Source organism: Paraburkholderia sp. Tr-20389, from assembly GCF_017104565.1.
Lineage (GTDB): Bacteria > Pseudomonadota > Gammaproteobacteria > Burkholderiales > Burkholderiaceae > Paraburkholderia.
Genome location: NZ_JAAGPD010000003.1, coordinates 256426 through 272058 on the forward strand (window position 1 = coordinate 256426; position 15633 = coordinate 272058).

General features: G+C 64.4%; 13 protein-coding genes. 8 read left to right on the plus strand and 5 right to left on the minus strand.

All coding sequences use genetic code 11. The features are described from left to right. Positions 1–55 precede the first annotated feature (55 nt). On the minus strand, positions 56–478 hold the full coding sequence (locus tag G3N95_RS06970) for a nuclear transport factor 2 family protein (protein WP_205969269.1): 423 nt from the start codon (positions 476–478) through the stop codon (positions 56–58). A gap of 559 nt (positions 479–1037) precedes the next feature. On the opposite strand from G3N95_RS06970, the gene hpnD reads away from it, so the two are divergent. The 5 genes from hpnD (at position 1038) to G3N95_RS06995 (ending at position 6536) form a co-directional block, all read left to right on the plus strand. Next, positions 1038–1886 (plus strand): presqualene diphosphate synthase HpnD, encoded by an 849-nt coding sequence (hpnD, locus tag G3N95_RS06975; RefSeq protein WP_205969270.1) that lies wholly within the window; start codon positions 1038–1040, stop codon positions 1884–1886. Next, on the plus strand, positions 1886–3163 hold the full coding sequence (hpnE, locus tag G3N95_RS06980) for a hydroxysqualene dehydroxylase HpnE (RefSeq protein ID WP_205969271.1): 1278 nt from the start codon (positions 1886–1888) through the stop codon (positions 3161–3163). Before hpnD ends, hpnE begins: the two co-directional genes overlap by 1 nt. Next, on the plus strand, positions 3160–5193 hold the full coding sequence (shc, locus tag G3N95_RS06985) for a squalene--hopene cyclase (protein WP_205969272.1): 2034 nt from the start codon (positions 3160–3162) through the stop codon (positions 5191–5193). The genes hpnE and shc overlap by 4 nt, the downstream gene beginning before the upstream one ends. Continuing rightward, on the plus strand, positions 5193–5906 hold the full coding sequence (locus G3N95_RS06990; RefSeq protein ID WP_205969273.1) for a phosphorylase: 714 nt from the start codon (positions 5193–5195) through the stop codon (positions 5904–5906). The genes shc and G3N95_RS06990 overlap by 1 nt, the downstream gene beginning before the upstream one ends. A gap of 147 nt (positions 5907–6053) precedes the next feature. After that, the gene (locus tag G3N95_RS06995) at positions 6054–6536 is read left to right on the plus strand and encodes a hotdog domain-containing protein (protein WP_205969274.1); all 483 of its coding nucleotides are present in this window, start codon (positions 6054–6056) and stop codon (positions 6534–6536) included. 105 nt (positions 6537–6641) lie between these two features. Here the strand turns inward: G3N95_RS06995 and G3N95_RS07000 are convergent, their stop codons facing one another. After that, positions 6642–7646, minus strand: a complete 1005-nt coding sequence (locus tag G3N95_RS07000) for a VacJ family lipoprotein (protein ID WP_205969275.1) — start codon at positions 7644–7646, stop codon at positions 6642–6644. Positions 7647–7656: 10 nt separating this feature from the next. Then, positions 7657–10269: an MMPL family transporter gene (locus G3N95_RS07005; protein WP_205969276.1), complete on the minus strand. Its 2613-nt coding sequence runs from the start codon at positions 10267–10269 to the stop codon at positions 7657–7659. 184 nt (positions 10270–10453) lie between these two features. Here G3N95_RS07005 and G3N95_RS07010 point away from each other — a divergent pair, with 184 nt between their 5' ends. Next, positions 10454–11059: an ABC transporter substrate-binding protein gene (locus tag G3N95_RS07010; RefSeq protein WP_205969277.1), complete on the plus strand. Its 606-nt coding sequence runs from the start codon at positions 10454–10456 to the stop codon at positions 11057–11059. Between the two features lie 99 nt (positions 11060–11158). On the opposite strand, the gene hpnH is transcribed toward G3N95_RS07010, so the two are convergent. Together hpnH and ispH are read right to left on the minus strand one after the other, a co-directional pair. After that, a complete protein-coding gene (gene hpnH, locus G3N95_RS07015) occupies positions 11159–12316 on the minus strand; it encodes an adenosyl-hopene transferase HpnH (protein WP_041764468.1) in 1158 nt (385 codons plus the stop codon). A 10-nt stretch (positions 12317–12326) separates the two neighbouring features. Continuing rightward, positions 12327–13271 (minus strand): 4-hydroxy-3-methylbut-2-enyl diphosphate reductase, encoded by a 945-nt coding sequence (gene ispH, locus G3N95_RS07020; RefSeq protein WP_205969278.1) that lies wholly within the window; start codon positions 13269–13271, stop codon positions 12327–12329. 473 nt (positions 13272–13744) lie between these two features. Between ispH and G3N95_RS07025 the strand changes: the two genes are divergently transcribed. Both G3N95_RS07025 and G3N95_RS07030 read left to right on the plus strand, forming a co-directional pair. After that, positions 13745–14923, plus strand: a complete 1179-nt coding sequence (locus tag G3N95_RS07025; RefSeq protein WP_205969279.1) for a glycosyltransferase — start codon at positions 13745–13747, stop codon at positions 14921–14923. Beyond that, a complete protein-coding gene (locus G3N95_RS07030) occupies positions 14920–15591 on the plus strand; it encodes a lytic transglycosylase domain-containing protein (RefSeq protein WP_205969280.1) in 672 nt (223 codons plus the stop codon). The genes G3N95_RS07025 and G3N95_RS07030 overlap by 4 nt, the downstream gene beginning before the upstream one ends. The last annotated feature ends 42 nt before the right edge of the window (positions 15592–15633 follow it).

Genomic DNA, 15633 nt, shown 5'->3' on the forward strand with positions numbered 1-15633 from the left:
GTTCAGGCGGATTGGACGCGTTGCCGAGCGGCAAGCCGCGTCCAGCGTCCTCGATTTACTTCTTCGTCATCCACGAGTCGACGACGCGCCATTGACCGTCGCGCCGGACGAAGTCGTCCTTGAAGCCGAACACCGCGGCGTCACCGTTCGGCGCCATGAAATGATTCTCGCCCATGACGACGGCCTGATCGCCGTCGACGCGCACCTGCACATTTTGCAGCGTTTGGGTCGAGCCGGCGGGCGGGGGCGGCGCGCTTAGCACATCGCTCTTCGAACGCGCCTTGCCGGACGGGGTGATCTCGCGGTACGAATCGTCGAGCAGCAATTTGAGCGTGTCCGTGTCACGATGCATGCTTGCCTGCACCCAGTTTTCTTCCAGCTGGCGGATCACGGTTTCGTCGTTTTGCGCGGCGAACGCTGGCGCAGAGAGAGCGAACGCGGCCAGAAGCGGAGCAGCCAGATAAATATGCAGTTTCATGATTTTTCCTTTGCTGGAATAGATTTGCGTAATTCGGCAAATAATTTGGTAAATACCTGAATGCGGAATTTATCCATTGGTATTGGCGCCAATGAAGATGGATTTAAGGAGGCGATTCAATCCATGTCGATAGGGCGTCGCCCCGCGCTGGCTGGCCGCGCGGACCTGTTTGTGTCGCGACCGACTTCATCGATGTCGAAGACGAATATAGTCTCAACTAGCTTTTCAATATCTCAGACAAGTCTTAATTTGAGATAATGGATTGGCGCCTTCGAATAATCGGATCGATTTGAAGGCGATTTGCGGCTGACCGTCGCTTCGCTCGCGAATGTCACGATCCGGCGAGCTGACCAGACCGCGCATCGTCCGGGGCGCACGCGCCGCGCCTTGTACGGGCGGCCGCCGTTTCTGCGTCCGCTATGAAAGGTTGGTATACTTTTGCCCGTTTTCCGGTCTTCCGGCCGGTGTTTCGCGCGTGTCCGCGCGCGCGGGCGGCTTGCCCTGCGGGTAGGCATGACTTCTTGATCGCCCCGTGGTGGGTGTCTCAGCGGAGATCGTCTTGGCCGTTTCCAATCTCGTCGTGGACGACACACAAACTGACGCAGCCGCCGCAAGTTCGGGCAGCTCGTTTTATCTCGCGATGCGCATCTTGCCGCCTGCGCAGCGCGATGCGATGTATCAGGTCTACGCGTTCTGCCGCGCCGTCGACGATATCGCCGACAGCGACCTGCCGCGCGCCGAGCGCGCCGCGGGCCTCGAACGCTGGCGCGCCGACATCGACGCGTGCTACGCCGGCTCGCCGCGCGCGTCGCTGCTCGAGCTGACCCGGCACATCCACACGTTCCATCTGCAGCGCGAAGATTTCCACGCGATGATCGATGGCATGGCGATGGACGCTGCCGCCGACATCTGCGCGCCCGACGAAGCGACGCTCGATCTGTATTGCGATCGTGTTGCGAGTGCAGCCGGCCGGCTATCGGTGAGAATTTTCGGGATGCAGGAGCAGCCAGGCATCGAGCTGTCGCACCATCTGGGCCGCGCGCTGCAACTGACGAACATCCTGCGCGACATCGACGAGGACGCGGAGATCAACCGCTGCTATCTGCCGTACGAGTTGCTCGCGCGCGAAGGCATCGCGACGTCGAGTCCGCTCACGATCGCCGACGATCCGTCGCTGCCGCGCGTCTGCGCGACGCTCGCGGAGCGCGCGAAGCAGCATTTCGCCGCCTCCGACGCGATCATGGATGCACAACCGCGTGCGCAGGTGAAGGCGCCGCGCATCATGTCGGGCGTGTATCGCGTGCTGCTCGAGCGCACGCTGGAACGCGGCTTCGACATTCCGCGTACGAAGGTCCGCAAGCCGAAGCTGCGGATGCTGGCCATCGTCGCGCGGTACGCGCTCTTTTGATGCGAAAGCTGGTTCACGTGATCGGCGCAGGGCTGGCCGGTCTTGCCGCCGCCGTGCAACTGCAGCGGCGCGGCGCGCAGGTCGTGCTGTACGAGGCGGCCGAACAGGCTGGCGGCCGCTGCCGCACGTGTTACGACCGGGCACTGGCGGCGACCGTCGACAGCGGCAACCATCTGGTGCTGTCCGGCCAGCAGGCCACGTTGAACTACGTGCGGGCGATCGGTTCCGCCGACGATCTCGTCGGGCCGACGCAGCCCGAATACCCGTTCGTCGACCTCGCGACGAACCAGCGCTGGACCGTGCGGATGTCGCAAGGGCGATTTCCAGCGTGGATTTTCGAGGCGCATGCGCGCGTGCCGGACACGCAATGGACGGACTATCTGTCCATCGTGCCGCTCCTGCTTGCCAAGCCTGGCCGCAGCGTCGTGCAGACCATGCGCAGCAACGGCCCGCTGTGGGACCGCATGCTGCGCCCGTTACTGCTGGCGATGACGAACGTCGACCCGCGCCACGCGACGGCTGAACTCGCAGGCGCCGCACTGCGCGACACGTTCGTGGCGGGCGGGCCGGCCAGCCGTCCGCTCGTCGCCCGCAATGGCTTGGGGTCGGCGTTCGTCGAACCGGCGCTGCGGCTGTTGCAGCACGGCGGCGCCGCGATCCGGCTCGGCGCGCGGCTCGACGGGTTCGAATTCGCGGATGGCGAAGATGGCCTGCGTGTCGCAGCGCTGCGGCTGAACGCGGAGGAGCGCATAGAAGTCGGTGCGAGCGAAGCCGTCGTGCTGGCCGTGACGCCCGATGTGGCTCAGTCGCTGCTGCCGGGCGTGCAGGCGCCGCGCCGTTTTTCGGCGATCGTGACGGCGCATTTCGCCGTCGAGCCGCCGCTCGGCCATCCGCCGCTGATGGGCCTCGTCAACGCGACTGCGAACTGGCTGGTTGCGTCGGACGGTCGTCTTTCGGTGACGGTTTACGATGCAGGACATCTCACCGATATGCCGCGCGACGACCTCGCGCGCAAGCTGTGGGCCGACGTCGCGCAAGTGACGGGACTGTCGGCCGATCTGCCGCTCAAGTGGCAGTTGAGCGTCGAGCCGCGCGCCACTTTCGCCGCGCAACCCGACGACGAGATGCGCCGCCCGGCCACGCGCACTCGCTGGAACAACCTGATGCTCGCGGGCGACTGGACGGCAACCGGTCTGCCGCCGGGCATCGAAGGCGCGATCCGCTCAGGCCAGAAGGCCGCGGATACGCTATTGAACGAACCGATGGAACGCCGATGAACGATTTATCCATGACCCAGACGCTGGGCGAAGCACTGCCTCAAACGCTGATCGACGATCACGCTCCCGTTGCCGCCGCGCTGGCGACGGGCGCCGCACCCGTCGATGTGCTCGACGCCGCCGTCACGCGCGCCACGGACGCGATCCTCGCGGCGCAGAAGGACGACGGCCACTGGGTCTACGAGCTCGAAGCCGACGCGACGATTCCCGCCGAATACGTTCTGCTCGTCCACTACCTGGGCGAAACGCCGAACCTCGAACTCGAACAGAAGATCGCGCGCTATCTGCGCCGCATCCAGCTGCCCGACGGCGGCTGGCCGCTTTTCACGGACGGCGCGATGGACGTCAGCGCGAGCGTCAAGGCGTACTTCGCGCTGAAGATGGTCGGCGATGCGGAAGACGCCGAGCACATGGTCCGCGCGCGCGAGTGCATTCTCGCGAACGGCGGCGCGGAAGCGGCAAACGTGTTCACGCGCATCCTGCTCGCGCTGTTCGGCGTCGTCACGTGGTACGCGGTGCCGATGATGCCCGTCGAAATCATGTCGTTGCCCAAGTGGTTCCCGTTTCATCTGTCGAAGGTGTCGTACTGGGCGCGCACGGTGATCGTGCCGCTGCTCGTGCTGAACGCGAAGCGGCCCGTCGCGCGCAATCCGCGCGGCGTGCGCATCGACGAACTGTTCCGCGGCGCACCCGTCACGACGGGCCTGCTGCCTCGTTCGGGCCATCAGAGCAAGAGCTGGTTCGCGTTCTTCCGCGCCGTCGACGGCGTGCTGCGTGTAACCGATGGCCTGTTCCCGAAGGCGTCGCGCGAGCGAGCGATCAAGGCAGCCGTCAGCTTCGTCGATGAACGCCTGAACGGCGTGGACGGTCTCGGCGCGATTTTCCCGGCGATGGCGAATTCCGTGATGATGTACGACGTGCTCGGCTATTCCGCCGATCACCCGAACCGCGCGATCGCCCGCGAGTCGATCGAAAAACTGCTCGTCATCCACGAAGACGAGGCGTATTGCCAGCCGTGCCTGTCGCCCGTGTGGGACACGTCGCTCGCGGCGCATGCGCTGCTCGAAACGGGCGACACACGCGCCGAGGAAGCCGCCGAGCGCGGCCTCGCATGGCTGCGTCCGCTGCAGATTCTCGACGTGCGCGGCGACTGGATTTCGCGCCGTCCCGACGTGCGGCCGGGCGGTTGGGCGTTCCAGTACAACAACGCGCATTACCCCGATGTCGACGATACGGCTGTGGTCGCGATGGCGATGCAGCGTTCGGCGGCAATCACGAAGTCGAACGTCGATGCCAACGCCATTGCGCGTGCCCGCGAATGGGTGGTCGGCATGCAGAGCAGCGACGGCGGCTGGGGCGCGTTCGAGCCGGAAAACACGCAGTACTACCTGAACAACATTCCGTTCTCGGACCACGGCGCACTGCTCGATCCGCCGACGGCCGACGTATCAGGCCGCTGCCTGTCGATGCTCGCGCAACTCGGCGAAATGCCCGCGACGAGCGAGCCCGCACGCCGCGCGTATGACTATCTGCTGAAAGAGCAGGAAGCCGACGGGAGCTGGTACGGCCGTTGGGGCATGAACTTCATCTACGGTACGTGGACGGCGCTGTGCGCGCTGAACGCGGCGGGCATCTCGCTCGAAGACGCGCGCATCAAGCGCGCCGCGCAGTGGCTCGTGTCGATCCAGAACGCGGACGGCGGCTGGGGCGAAGACGGCACCAGCTACAAGCTCGACTATCGCGGCTACGAAAAGGCGCCGAGCATTCCGTCGCAAACGGCATGGGCGCTGATGGGCCTGATGGCCGCCGGCTATGTCGATCATCCCGCCGTCGCGCGCGGCATCGAGTATCTGCAACAGGAACAGCGCGATCACGGCCTGTGGGACGAAGAGCGCTTCTCGGCGACGGGCTTCCCGCGCGTGTTCTATCTGCGCTACCACGGATATCGCAAGTTCTTCCCGCTGTGGGCGCTCGCGCGTTACCGCAACCTGAAGCGCACGGGTGAGAAGCGCGTCACCTTCGGCATGTGATGGCAGCGCGGCCCGATCTCATGAACACGAACCTGCCGGTCATCGCCGTGACCGGCATGGCGTTCGAAGCGCGTATCGCGCGCGGCAAAGGCGTCGAAGCGGTCTACGCTGCGCGCGCCGATCTGCTCGAACGCGCGCTGAATGCGGCCGTTGCGCGCGGCTGCGCGGGCATCGTCAGCTTCGGCACGGCGGGCGGCCTCGCGCCCGATCTCGCGCCGGGCACGTTGATCGTCGCGAGCAGCGTGCATAGCCCGCTGGGCGTCGTGGAAACCGATCTGCGCTGGGCGGGCCGTATCGTTACCGCGCTCGACGGCACGCCGCTGGCGGCGAAGCTGCGCCGCGGGCCGATCGCGGGCGTGGCCGCACCGCTCGTCGGTGCAGCCGACAAGGCGGCGCTGCATGCATCGACAGGTGCGCTCGCCGTCGACATGGAATCTCACCTTGCGGGCGCAATCGCCGAGGCGAACGGGCTGCCGTTCGTCGTATGCCGGGCGATCGTCGATCCGGCGTGGCGCACGCTGCCGTCCGCCGCAACGGCCGGTTTGCGCGACGACGGCACGACAGCCATCGGTCCCATCCTGCGCGAACTCGCGCGCCAGCCGTCGCAACTGGGCGGTTTGCTGCAGGTCGCCGCCGACGCGCGCGCCGCGCGCGCGACCCTCGTTGCCGCGCGTCAGCTGCTGGAACGCTCGGGCGCGCTCCGCTCGCTCTGACCCTCGCCCGCGCGGGATGCGCGGAAAGCGAAATAGTGTGCTGGCCTTGAATACCTAGGGAAAACCCTTATCTCTGGTATAGTGCTAGGTATTAACCCTAGGTCGCGCCTATGAGCGCGGCCACGCTATATCCGAAGAGGGACCGCAATGAATTTCCACACACGCAAATGGGTCAAGCCCGAAGATCTCAACCCCAACGGCACGCTGTTCGGCGGCAGCCTCCTTCGCTGGATCGATGAAGAAGCCGCGATTTACGCGATCTGCCAGCTCGACAATCAGCGCGTCGTGACCAAGTTCATGTCGGAGATCAACTTCGTCAGTTCGGCGCGTCAGGGCGACATCATCGAACTCGGCATGACGGCGACGCATTTCGGCACGACGTCGATCACGCTGCGCGCCGAAGTGCGCAACAAGATCACGCGCAAAAGCATTCTGACCGTCGAAAAGATGGTGTTCGTGAATCTCGACGAGGCCGGCAATCCGGCGCCGCATGGCCGCACGAAGATCCGTTATTCGGACGAAGCATTCGAGCGCTACAGCGAGAAGCTTCGCGCGATGCAGCAGCCGGGCGCGGTGTTGGCGTCCGAAGCCATGGAAGACGTCGATCAGGAAGCGGACGCGGCGCACTAATCGCGCTGCATCCGGCGCTGCTCGAAGTTGTATGAAAAAGCCCCGGCAGGTCGCGAGACCAGCCGGGGCTTTTCATTTGCGCTTCGGTCGCAGCGGTTTCTTTGCTTACTGCGAAGCGGGCTTGTCCGGTGCAGGTGCGGGCGTTGCGTTCTGAACCGGCGCTGTGCCCGTCGCAGGTGCGCCGGTGGATGCAGGCGACGGTGCAGCGCCTTCGCCCGGATCTTCGTAGTTCGGCAGGCTTTCGTCGTTGGTCGGCGCGCGCTTCTTGCCGCCTGTACCGCCCGTGCCGCCGGCGCCCGACGCACCTTCCGCCGGCTCGGCGGAATTCGGCAGGCCGAGCGGCGCGGCCCCGGTCGGCGCCGTGCCCGATGCGCCCGCAGGCGCTTCCGCGCCCGTATCGTCGTCGCCGTAGTCCGGCAAAGCGGAAGCCGGCGCGTTCGCGCCGCGCAGGAGTGAGCGGCGCTGCTGCGTATAGGCGTCGCGCACGAACGAGTATTTGTCGAGTGCAGCTTGCTCCAGCAGCGTCGTCGCGCCGAGCAGATCCGAACGCACGCTGACGAACTCCATGAAGTACAGCGGGTATTTGACTTCCGCGTCGAGGTAAGAGATCGGATTGGCGCGGAAATCAACCAGATAACCGAGCCCGTCGCGGAACGAACTCGGGCCGAACAGCGGCAGCACCAGATACGGACCCGACGGCACACCCCAGCGGCCGAGCGTCAGGCCGAAGTCCTGCTTGTGCTTCGGCAGGCCGGCGGGCGTCGCGAAGTCGAGCAGGCCGCCGAGACCGAACGTCGAGTTCATCGCGAAACGCATCAGGCTTTCCGTTGCGTCCTTGATGTGCAACTGGAGCAGGCTGTTCGCGAAGTTGTCGAGATCGCCGAGGTTCGAGAAGAAGTTGCTGATGGCCTGACGCAGCGGCTGCGGCGTGACCTTTTGATAGCCCTTCGCGATCGGCACGGCAACCGTGCGATCGATTGCGTCGTTGAAAGTGAAAATCGCGCGGTTCATCGGCTCCAGCGGGTCACCGGGTTTCCGGTCGGGACCCGTTGCACACCCCGTTGCAAGACTCGCGACGGCCAATGCCAGCGCGGCTGTACGCATCTTCATGCGGCTTTCCTTATTGTTTCTTCGATGCGCGGCGAGCGCGCGGTTTACCCATCAATACCGGCTGGAATACCACAGCGCCAATCAACGTGCACAAGAGGGACAGCGCCAGCAGGCGGCCCATGCTCGACGTGCCGGGATGGTGCGACAGCCACAGGCTGCCGAATGCCGTAGCCGTGGTCGCCGCGCTGAACAGCACGGCGTGCGTGAGGCTCGATTGCAGCAGGCCCGTTTGCCCCCTGCGCCACGCCATCACGAAGTAGATCTTGAACGCGACGCCGACGCCGAGCATCAGCGGCAACGCAATGATATTCGCGAAATTAAGTGGCATGCCGAAGACCACGCACAACTCCAGCGTGACGACGGCCGACACCAGCAGCGGCACGAGCGTGCGCAGCACATCGCCGAAACGGCGCAGCGTGAGCCACAGCAGCGCGGTGATCGACAGGATGGCCCACGCGCCCGCCTGCACGAACGACTTGATGATCACGTTCGCCGAATGCAGGATCGAGATCGGCCCGCCGATCGCGCCCGGTTCCGCAGCCTTCACGGCCTTCGCGAAGTTGCGCAGCATCACGTCGTCGCCGGGATCGGTGCCGGGCGGCACCTTCGGCGAAATCTCGACGAGCGCCTGGCCCGTCTTCGACACCCAGCCGTCGGCAATCTCTTTCGGCACGTTCTCGCGGGTGATTTCCGACGGCTGCAGCAAGGTCGCCAGTTGCTTGAGCGACAGCTTCAGCGGCACCGACATCGCGCGTTCAGCACGATCGCGCGTCGAGACGTCCGCATTCGCGAGCTTGTTCAGCGTATCCGACAGATGCTTGGCTTCCGCAGCGCCCGGACCGGGATGGTCTTCGGCGGCGAGCGACAGCTGGTTCGCCGTGCGTTTCAATGCGGCGACGCGCACGGCGTCGGTGGAGGCAGGCGCGGGCGTTTGCGTGAGCGCAGGCAGCAGTTGCTGTGCCGCCGCAGAAATCAGCTCGAGCTTTTGCGGCTGATCGGCGGGAATGAAGGTGGTGAGCGTCGTCGTGCGGCCCACTTGCGGCAGCTTCGACAGACGCGCCGCGATTCTGTCCGCGTCCGCCAGCGTCGGCGCCAGCGCGCGCACGTTGTTGACGGCGGCTTCGGGCGCATCGTTCAGCGAAATCAGCGTCGCCATCGACTCCGTATTCGGATCCTTCAGATGTAGCGGATTGAAGTCGAAACGCAGATGCAGCAGCAGCGGCGACGCGCCGATGATCAGCACGGCCGTCGCGATCAGCACGGGAGTGCGGTTGCGATCGAGAAAGTCGTCGACGGGCGCGAGGAACGTGAAGCCCGGCGACTCCGCTTCGCCCGGCGGGTTGAAGACCTTGATGAGCGCGGGCAGCAGCGTCATGTTGGTCAGATACGCGACGAACATGCCGACGCCCGCGATCTTGCCGAGTTCGGACACGCCGCGATAGGCGGTCGGCAGGAACGAGAAGAAGCTCTCGGCGACGGCGACGGCGGCGAGCGTCAACGGCACGCCGATGCTGTAAGCCGTGTGGATCAGCGCGGCCGCGAGACGGTCGTCGCGATTGCGCTCCTCGCGGTACTTCACGCCGAACTGCACGCCGAAGTCGACGCCGAGCCCGACGAACAGCACCATGAATGCAACGGAAATCATGTTCAGCGCATCGACCATCATCAGGCCGAGCGCAGCCGTGATGACGAGCCCGACGAACAGCGTAATGAACACGGCGACGATCAGACGTCCCGAGCGCAGCGCGAGCCACAGGATGCCGAGCACGACGAAGAACGTGACGATGCCGTTGATCTCCGCGCCGTCCTGCACCGACGCGAACTCTTCGTCGGCGAGCGGCTGTTCGCCCGTCAGGCGGATGCGTGCGCCGTATTGCGAGTCGAGATCGAGCGATGCAGCCGTCTTGCGGATGACCTCCGATGCTTTCGCGCCCGCCTGCAACGCCGCGTAATCCAGCTTCGGCTGCACGACGATGAACGCGCGCGCGGGCACCTTTGCCGCGTCCTTGTCGACGAGCGCGCGCCACGAGAAAACGGCGGGCTCGTTGGCGAGCACGTGATCGATGACGGTCGCGCTGCGCGACAACAGATTGCTCATGTCGCCGAGCTTCACCTGGCCGATCTGCAGCGGCAGCAGCAGGCTCGTCGTGAGCGTGCCCGCGAGACCGGTGAGACTCGGATCGTGCGCAAGCTGGTTGATCAGCGGACGCGCCTTGACCAGTTGCGAAGTCGTCGATTGAACCTCGGACAACGACGGGAACAGCAAGCCGTTCTTCTCGAAGAACGGGCCGCTGCCGGGCTGCATGACCGAGCTGAATTCCGTCGTTTCTTTCTGCAGTGCAGCGGCGAGGGTATTCGCGGCGGCATCCGCGTATTCGGGTGCGCCTGCTTCGACGACGACGAGCAAGGTTTGTCCGCGATCGGGAAAGGCCTTGTCGATCTGGTCTCCGAGCGCTGCCCATTGCGCATCGTTTTCGACGAGACGGCTGATGTCGGTATTGATCTTGAAGTGGTGAACGACATAAATGGCGCTCAGCACGGCGAGCACGAGCGACAGCCCGATGACCTGCAGCGGACGGCGCACCGACCAGACAACGAGGCGAACGATAGAGGACTTCAGCATTGACGCGAGCGGGGCCTTGTCACGGTTGGCATTATTGGTAGAGGGCACAAGTATACCGACGCAGCCGCCGCACGGTCGCGTTAGTGAACCAGTGCAGCTTTCCAAAGTCTGTATACTGACCCCGTAACCGCGCGGGATGCGGCCTGTCCCGCGCGGGTTCACTCCTAACTGTCCCGATGAGCGTATGAAACGTTATATCTCTGCTTTTCTGGCAGCCGCCGTGGTGTCCACCGCGGCTTTCGCACAAACCGCGCCTGATGCGATCGTGAAGAGCGCAGTCGAAGGCACGGTCAACGCGATGAAGGCCGACCCGCAGGCTCGCGGCGGCGACATGAAGAAGATCACGCAAGTGGTCGAGTCGCACTTCGTACCCGCCACGAACTTCCAGCGCACGACGCGCATCGCCGTCGGTAAAGCGTGGGCCACGGCAACGCCCGAGCAGCAAAAGCAACTGTATGAGCAATTCCAGAAGCTGCTCGTCGGCACGTATGCGGCTTCGTTGTCCCAACTGCGCGATCAGGACGTGAAGTTCAAGTTCATGCCGTCGAACGCGTCGGCGGATACGAAGGACACTGTCGTCCAGTCGCATGTGCTGAGCAACGGCGGCGACGACTCGATCGACTATCGCCTCGAAAAAACGGCGAACGGCTGGAAGATTTACGACATCAACATGATGGGCGCGTGGCTGATCCAGGTGTATCAGACGCAGTTCCAGGATCAGTTGTCGAAGGGCGGCGTCGACGGGCTCATCAAGTTCCTCACCGAGCACAACGCGCGCAGCGCGGGCTGATCGTCCACCTCTGCTGCCGCTACATGTGAGCGGCACCAAAAACAAAAGAGCGCAACGGCTAAACCGTTGCGCTCTTTTTTCATGCGGCGTCGATGCGTCTTAGTTCAACGCGGCAGCCGACGTTTGCACCTTCTTGCCCGTGCCCGCGCGCTCGATCTGTTCCAGCTTGATCTCGACGTGACGCGAGAACACGTACTCGGCGGGACGCTGCTTGTCGAGCGGAATGTCCTTGGCGAACGCGCCCGTGGTACGTGCGCCCGACAGGCTGACCTTCAGCGCCTTCAACGGATGCGCGACCGTGTCCATCACGGCTGTCGCCTCGAAGCCGCAGTGGACCATGCAGTCCGCGCACTTCTCATACTTGCCCGTGCCGTACTTGTCCCAGTCGGTGGTTTCCATCAGTTCCTTGAAGGTCTTCACGTAACCTTCGCCGACCAGATAGCACGGCTTCTGCCAACCGAACACCGTGCGCGCCGGGTTGCCCCACGGCGTGCATTCGTAGCTCTGGTTGCCGGCCAGGAAGTCGAGGAACAGGCTCGACTGGCTGAACGACCACTTCTTGCCGTTGTTGCCGCGCTTGAAGATTTCGCGGAACAGGTTCTTGGTCTTGTCGCGGTTCAGGAAGTGCTGCTGGTCCGGGGCACGCTCATACGCATAGCCCGGCGACACCGTGATGCCGTCCACACCGATCTCGCCGACCGTGTCGAAGAACTTCGCCACGCGCTCGGGTACGGCGTCGTTGAACAACGTGCAGTTGATGTTCACGCGGAAGCCGCGGCGCTTGGCTTCCTTGATGGCCGCGACGGCCTTGTCGTACACGCCTTCCTGCGAGACCGAGTGATCGTGCGCTTCGCGGTCGCCGTCGAGGTGCACCGACCAGACGAAGTACGGGTTCGGCTCGTAATCGTCCATCTTCTTTTCCATCAGCAGCGCGTTCGTGCACAGGTACACGAACTTCTTGCGCGCCATGATGCCCTTGACGATCTCCGGCATTTCCTTGTGCAGCAGCGGCTCGCCGCCGGCGATCGACACGACGGGTGCGCCGCATTCGTCGACGGCTTCGAGGCATTCCGCCAGCGACAGGCGCTGGTTGAGGATGGGATCCGGATAATCGATCTTGCCGCAACCATTACAAGCGAGGTTGCAGCGGAACAAAGGCTCGAGCATCAGCGCGAGCGGATAGCGTTTGTTGCCCTTGAGGTGGTTACGCATGATGTATGCGCCAACCCGGACTTTTTGTAGCATCGGAATAGACAAATCGTCCTCCTTAAACTTCGCGTGCAGCGAGTGGTTGCGTCAGCTTCGACGGCAACTTGAATTCAACCTTTTCTTCACGTCCCGCCATCGTCGTGACGTCGACGGGGCCCAGTGCGCGTAGCGCATCGATTACGTTCTCGACCATCTCTTCAGGTGCCGACGCGCCGGCCGTGATGCCGACCGTCGTCACGCTGGCGAACCATTCCGGCTTGACTTCCGAACCATCCGCGACGAGGTAGCTCGGCACGCCCGATTCGCTGCCGATTTCGCGCAGGCGATTCGAGTTCGAGCTGTTCGTTGCGCCCACCACCAGCAGGACATCGACTTGCGAGCTGAGTTCGCGCACGGCTGCCTGGCGGTTTTGCGTCGCGTAGCAGATGTCGCGCGTATCCGGACCGACGATGTCGGGGAACCGGCGCTTCAGCGCGTTGATGATGCCGCGCGTGTCGTCCACCGATAGCGTCGTCTGCGTCACGTAGGCGAGCGGTGTGTCGATGGGCAGTTCCAGCTTTGCGACTTCGGCTTCGCTCTGCACGAGCAGCACCTTGCCCGGAATCTGGCCGATCGTGCCTTCCACTTCGGGATGGCCCGCGTGCCCGATCAGAATCAGCGTGCGCCCCCCGGCCACATACTGACGACCCTGCACATGAACCTTCGTCACCAGCGGGCAGGTGGCATCGAGAACATCGAGACCGCGCTGCTCCGCGTCGCGTTCCACGCTTTGCGCGACGCCGTGGGCACTAAAAATGGCAACTGCGCCCTGCGGCACTTCATCGAGTTCCTCGACGAAGCGCGCGCCTTTTTGGCGAAGATTATCGACCACGTGCCGGTTGTGGACGATTTCATGACGCACATAAACTGGTGCGCCATGTTGCTGCAAAGCGCGATCGACAATTTCGATCGCCCTCACGACCCCCGCACAAAAGCCGCGGGGTTGAGCAAGGATGACTCGCATAAGCTGGCGAACTCCGACTGACGCGGGATTCCGGTCCAGATCGGTAAAAACGACCTGTTCGCCGCGTCTATATTTAGTTGATGTCTTAAATCCGACGAAAGTCGATACTTGAGACCAAACGCGCATTCTAACGCTATCGCCGTCGGTTTGCTTTTCAGGCGTACCGAACTGTGGCGTTTGCACGGCGGGCGTCGCGGCAAAAATGACCCGCTGCGGCTGTCGGCGGGAACCCTTAAACTATCGGGCTTTGCTGCGCCGACGCATGGCGTGCGCTGTCCGGCGTGCAGCAATGGAATTATCTGCGACGTCTTTCGCCGACGACGCATTCTTGAACGTATCGGAAACGCGGACTATCACATATTCGATAGCCGGCCAGTTCTCGATTTCCACGATTGGCGCAGCGTCGCGGGTGTTGCTGGCGCGCCGCGCCCGTGTGCGCGTCCGAAGCGCGCGGCTTCCATAGAGGGCTATGCATGATTGCGGCGGTTCTGTTTGTGATGGCGTGTCTGTCGCTGTTGATCTGGTGTGTGCTGCTGTTCGCGCGCGGCGGTTTCTGGCGCGCGCAGCCCGCTGCGCCGCTCGCGCGCGAATTGCGGGACGTCTGGCCGGGCGTCGCCGCCGTCGTCCCGGCGCGCAATGAAGCGGACGTGATCGCGCGGGCCGTCACCTCGCTGCTCACGCAGGACTACCCGGGCGAATTCCACGTGATCGTCATCGACGACCACAGCACCGACGGCACTGCCGACGCTGCCCGTGCCGCCGCGCTCGCGCTGCAATGCCCGGACCGGCTCACGGTGATCAGCGCAAAGCCGCTGCCGGCGGGCTGGTCGGGCAAGGTCTGGGCGCAGTCGCAGGGCATCGAGGCGGCGCGCTCGCTCGGCTACTCGCCCGAATACCTGCTGCTCACCGACGCCGACATCGGTCATCCGACCGACGCGCTCACGCAGCTCGTGATGCGCGCCGACGCCGAACAGCGCGATCTCGTCTCGCTGATGGTGCGTCTGCGCTGCGATTCGTTCTGGGAAAAGGCGCTGATTCCCGCTTTCGTGTTCTTCTTCGCGAAGCTCTATCCGTTCTCATGGGTCAACAATCCGCGCAACCGCACGGCGGGCGCGGCAGGCGGCTGCATGCTGGTGCGCCGCACGGCGCTGGAAGAAGCGGGCGGCATCGAGTCGATCCGCGCCGAACTGATCGACGACTGCAGCCTGGCCGCGCGCATCAAGCATCGCGGTGAAGGGCGCCACCCCATCCGTCTCGACGTGGCGGCGCAAAGCGTGTCGCTGCGTCCGTACGATAGCTGGCGGGAGATCTGGAACATGATCGCGCGCACCGCGTTCACGCAGTTGCGCTATTCGGCCTGGTTGCTGGCGGGCACGCTGCTCGGCATGACGATCATCTATCTCGTGCCGCCCGCCGTCGCGATCCTGCTCGGGCCGAAGGGTTTGCCGGCGTGGCTCGCGTGGGCCGCGATGTGCTGCGCGTACGCGCCGATGCTGCGCTACTACCAGCGCTCGCCGCTGTGGGCGCCGTTTCTGCCGCTCGTCGCGCTGTTCTACGTCAGCGCGACGTTCGGCTCGGCCGTGCGTTACTGGCGCGGCAAGGGCGGCCAGTGGAAGGCGCGCGTGCAGGCGCCCGCCGGGACGAATCAATGAGGCGGCTGGTCTGCCTGACCGTCCTCGCGTTCAGTGTTATGCAAAGTGCATGGGCCGACGATCAGACGAACCACGACCGCACCTCCGATTATCTGCATCAGAAGTTCGGCGTCGCGAAAGAGAAGGCCGAGCAGATCTCGAACGCGGTGCGTGTCGCGTCGGAAAAGTACGCGCTGCCCCCCGCGCTGATTCTCGCGATCATCTCGATCGAATCGCGTTTCAAGGAAAAGGCCAAGGGCGGCAATGGCGCAACGGGGCTGATGCAGGTCGTGCCCGGCGCGCATAAACGCATGCTGAAAGACGTGAAGGATCTGACCGACCCCGAGACCAACATCGAAATCGGCTCGGCGATTCTGTACGGCTACGTGAAATCGTCGGGAGGCGATCTGAATGCGGCGTTGAAGAGCTACGGCGGATCGCAGGCGTATGCGGAGAAAGTCAACGGCCGGGTGAAGACGTTCGCGGATGTCGTGAGCGTGGAGGCCAGCGCGGTGCCGGGCGCGGACCAGCCGCTGCCGTCGCGAGACGGCGGGTGCGACGCTCGCTACACGTCGCTGTGCATCGGGCCCGTGATCTACGCGAGCCCCGAGGCGGACGCCGCGAGCAGCGCGAGCGTCACGCAGCGCGCAACCAACCTGCTGAATTCGCTGCTGCCGCTGTCGCATTGAACGCCGACGCGGCCTGAAGTGTTCCGACGGCCGCGCCGGCCG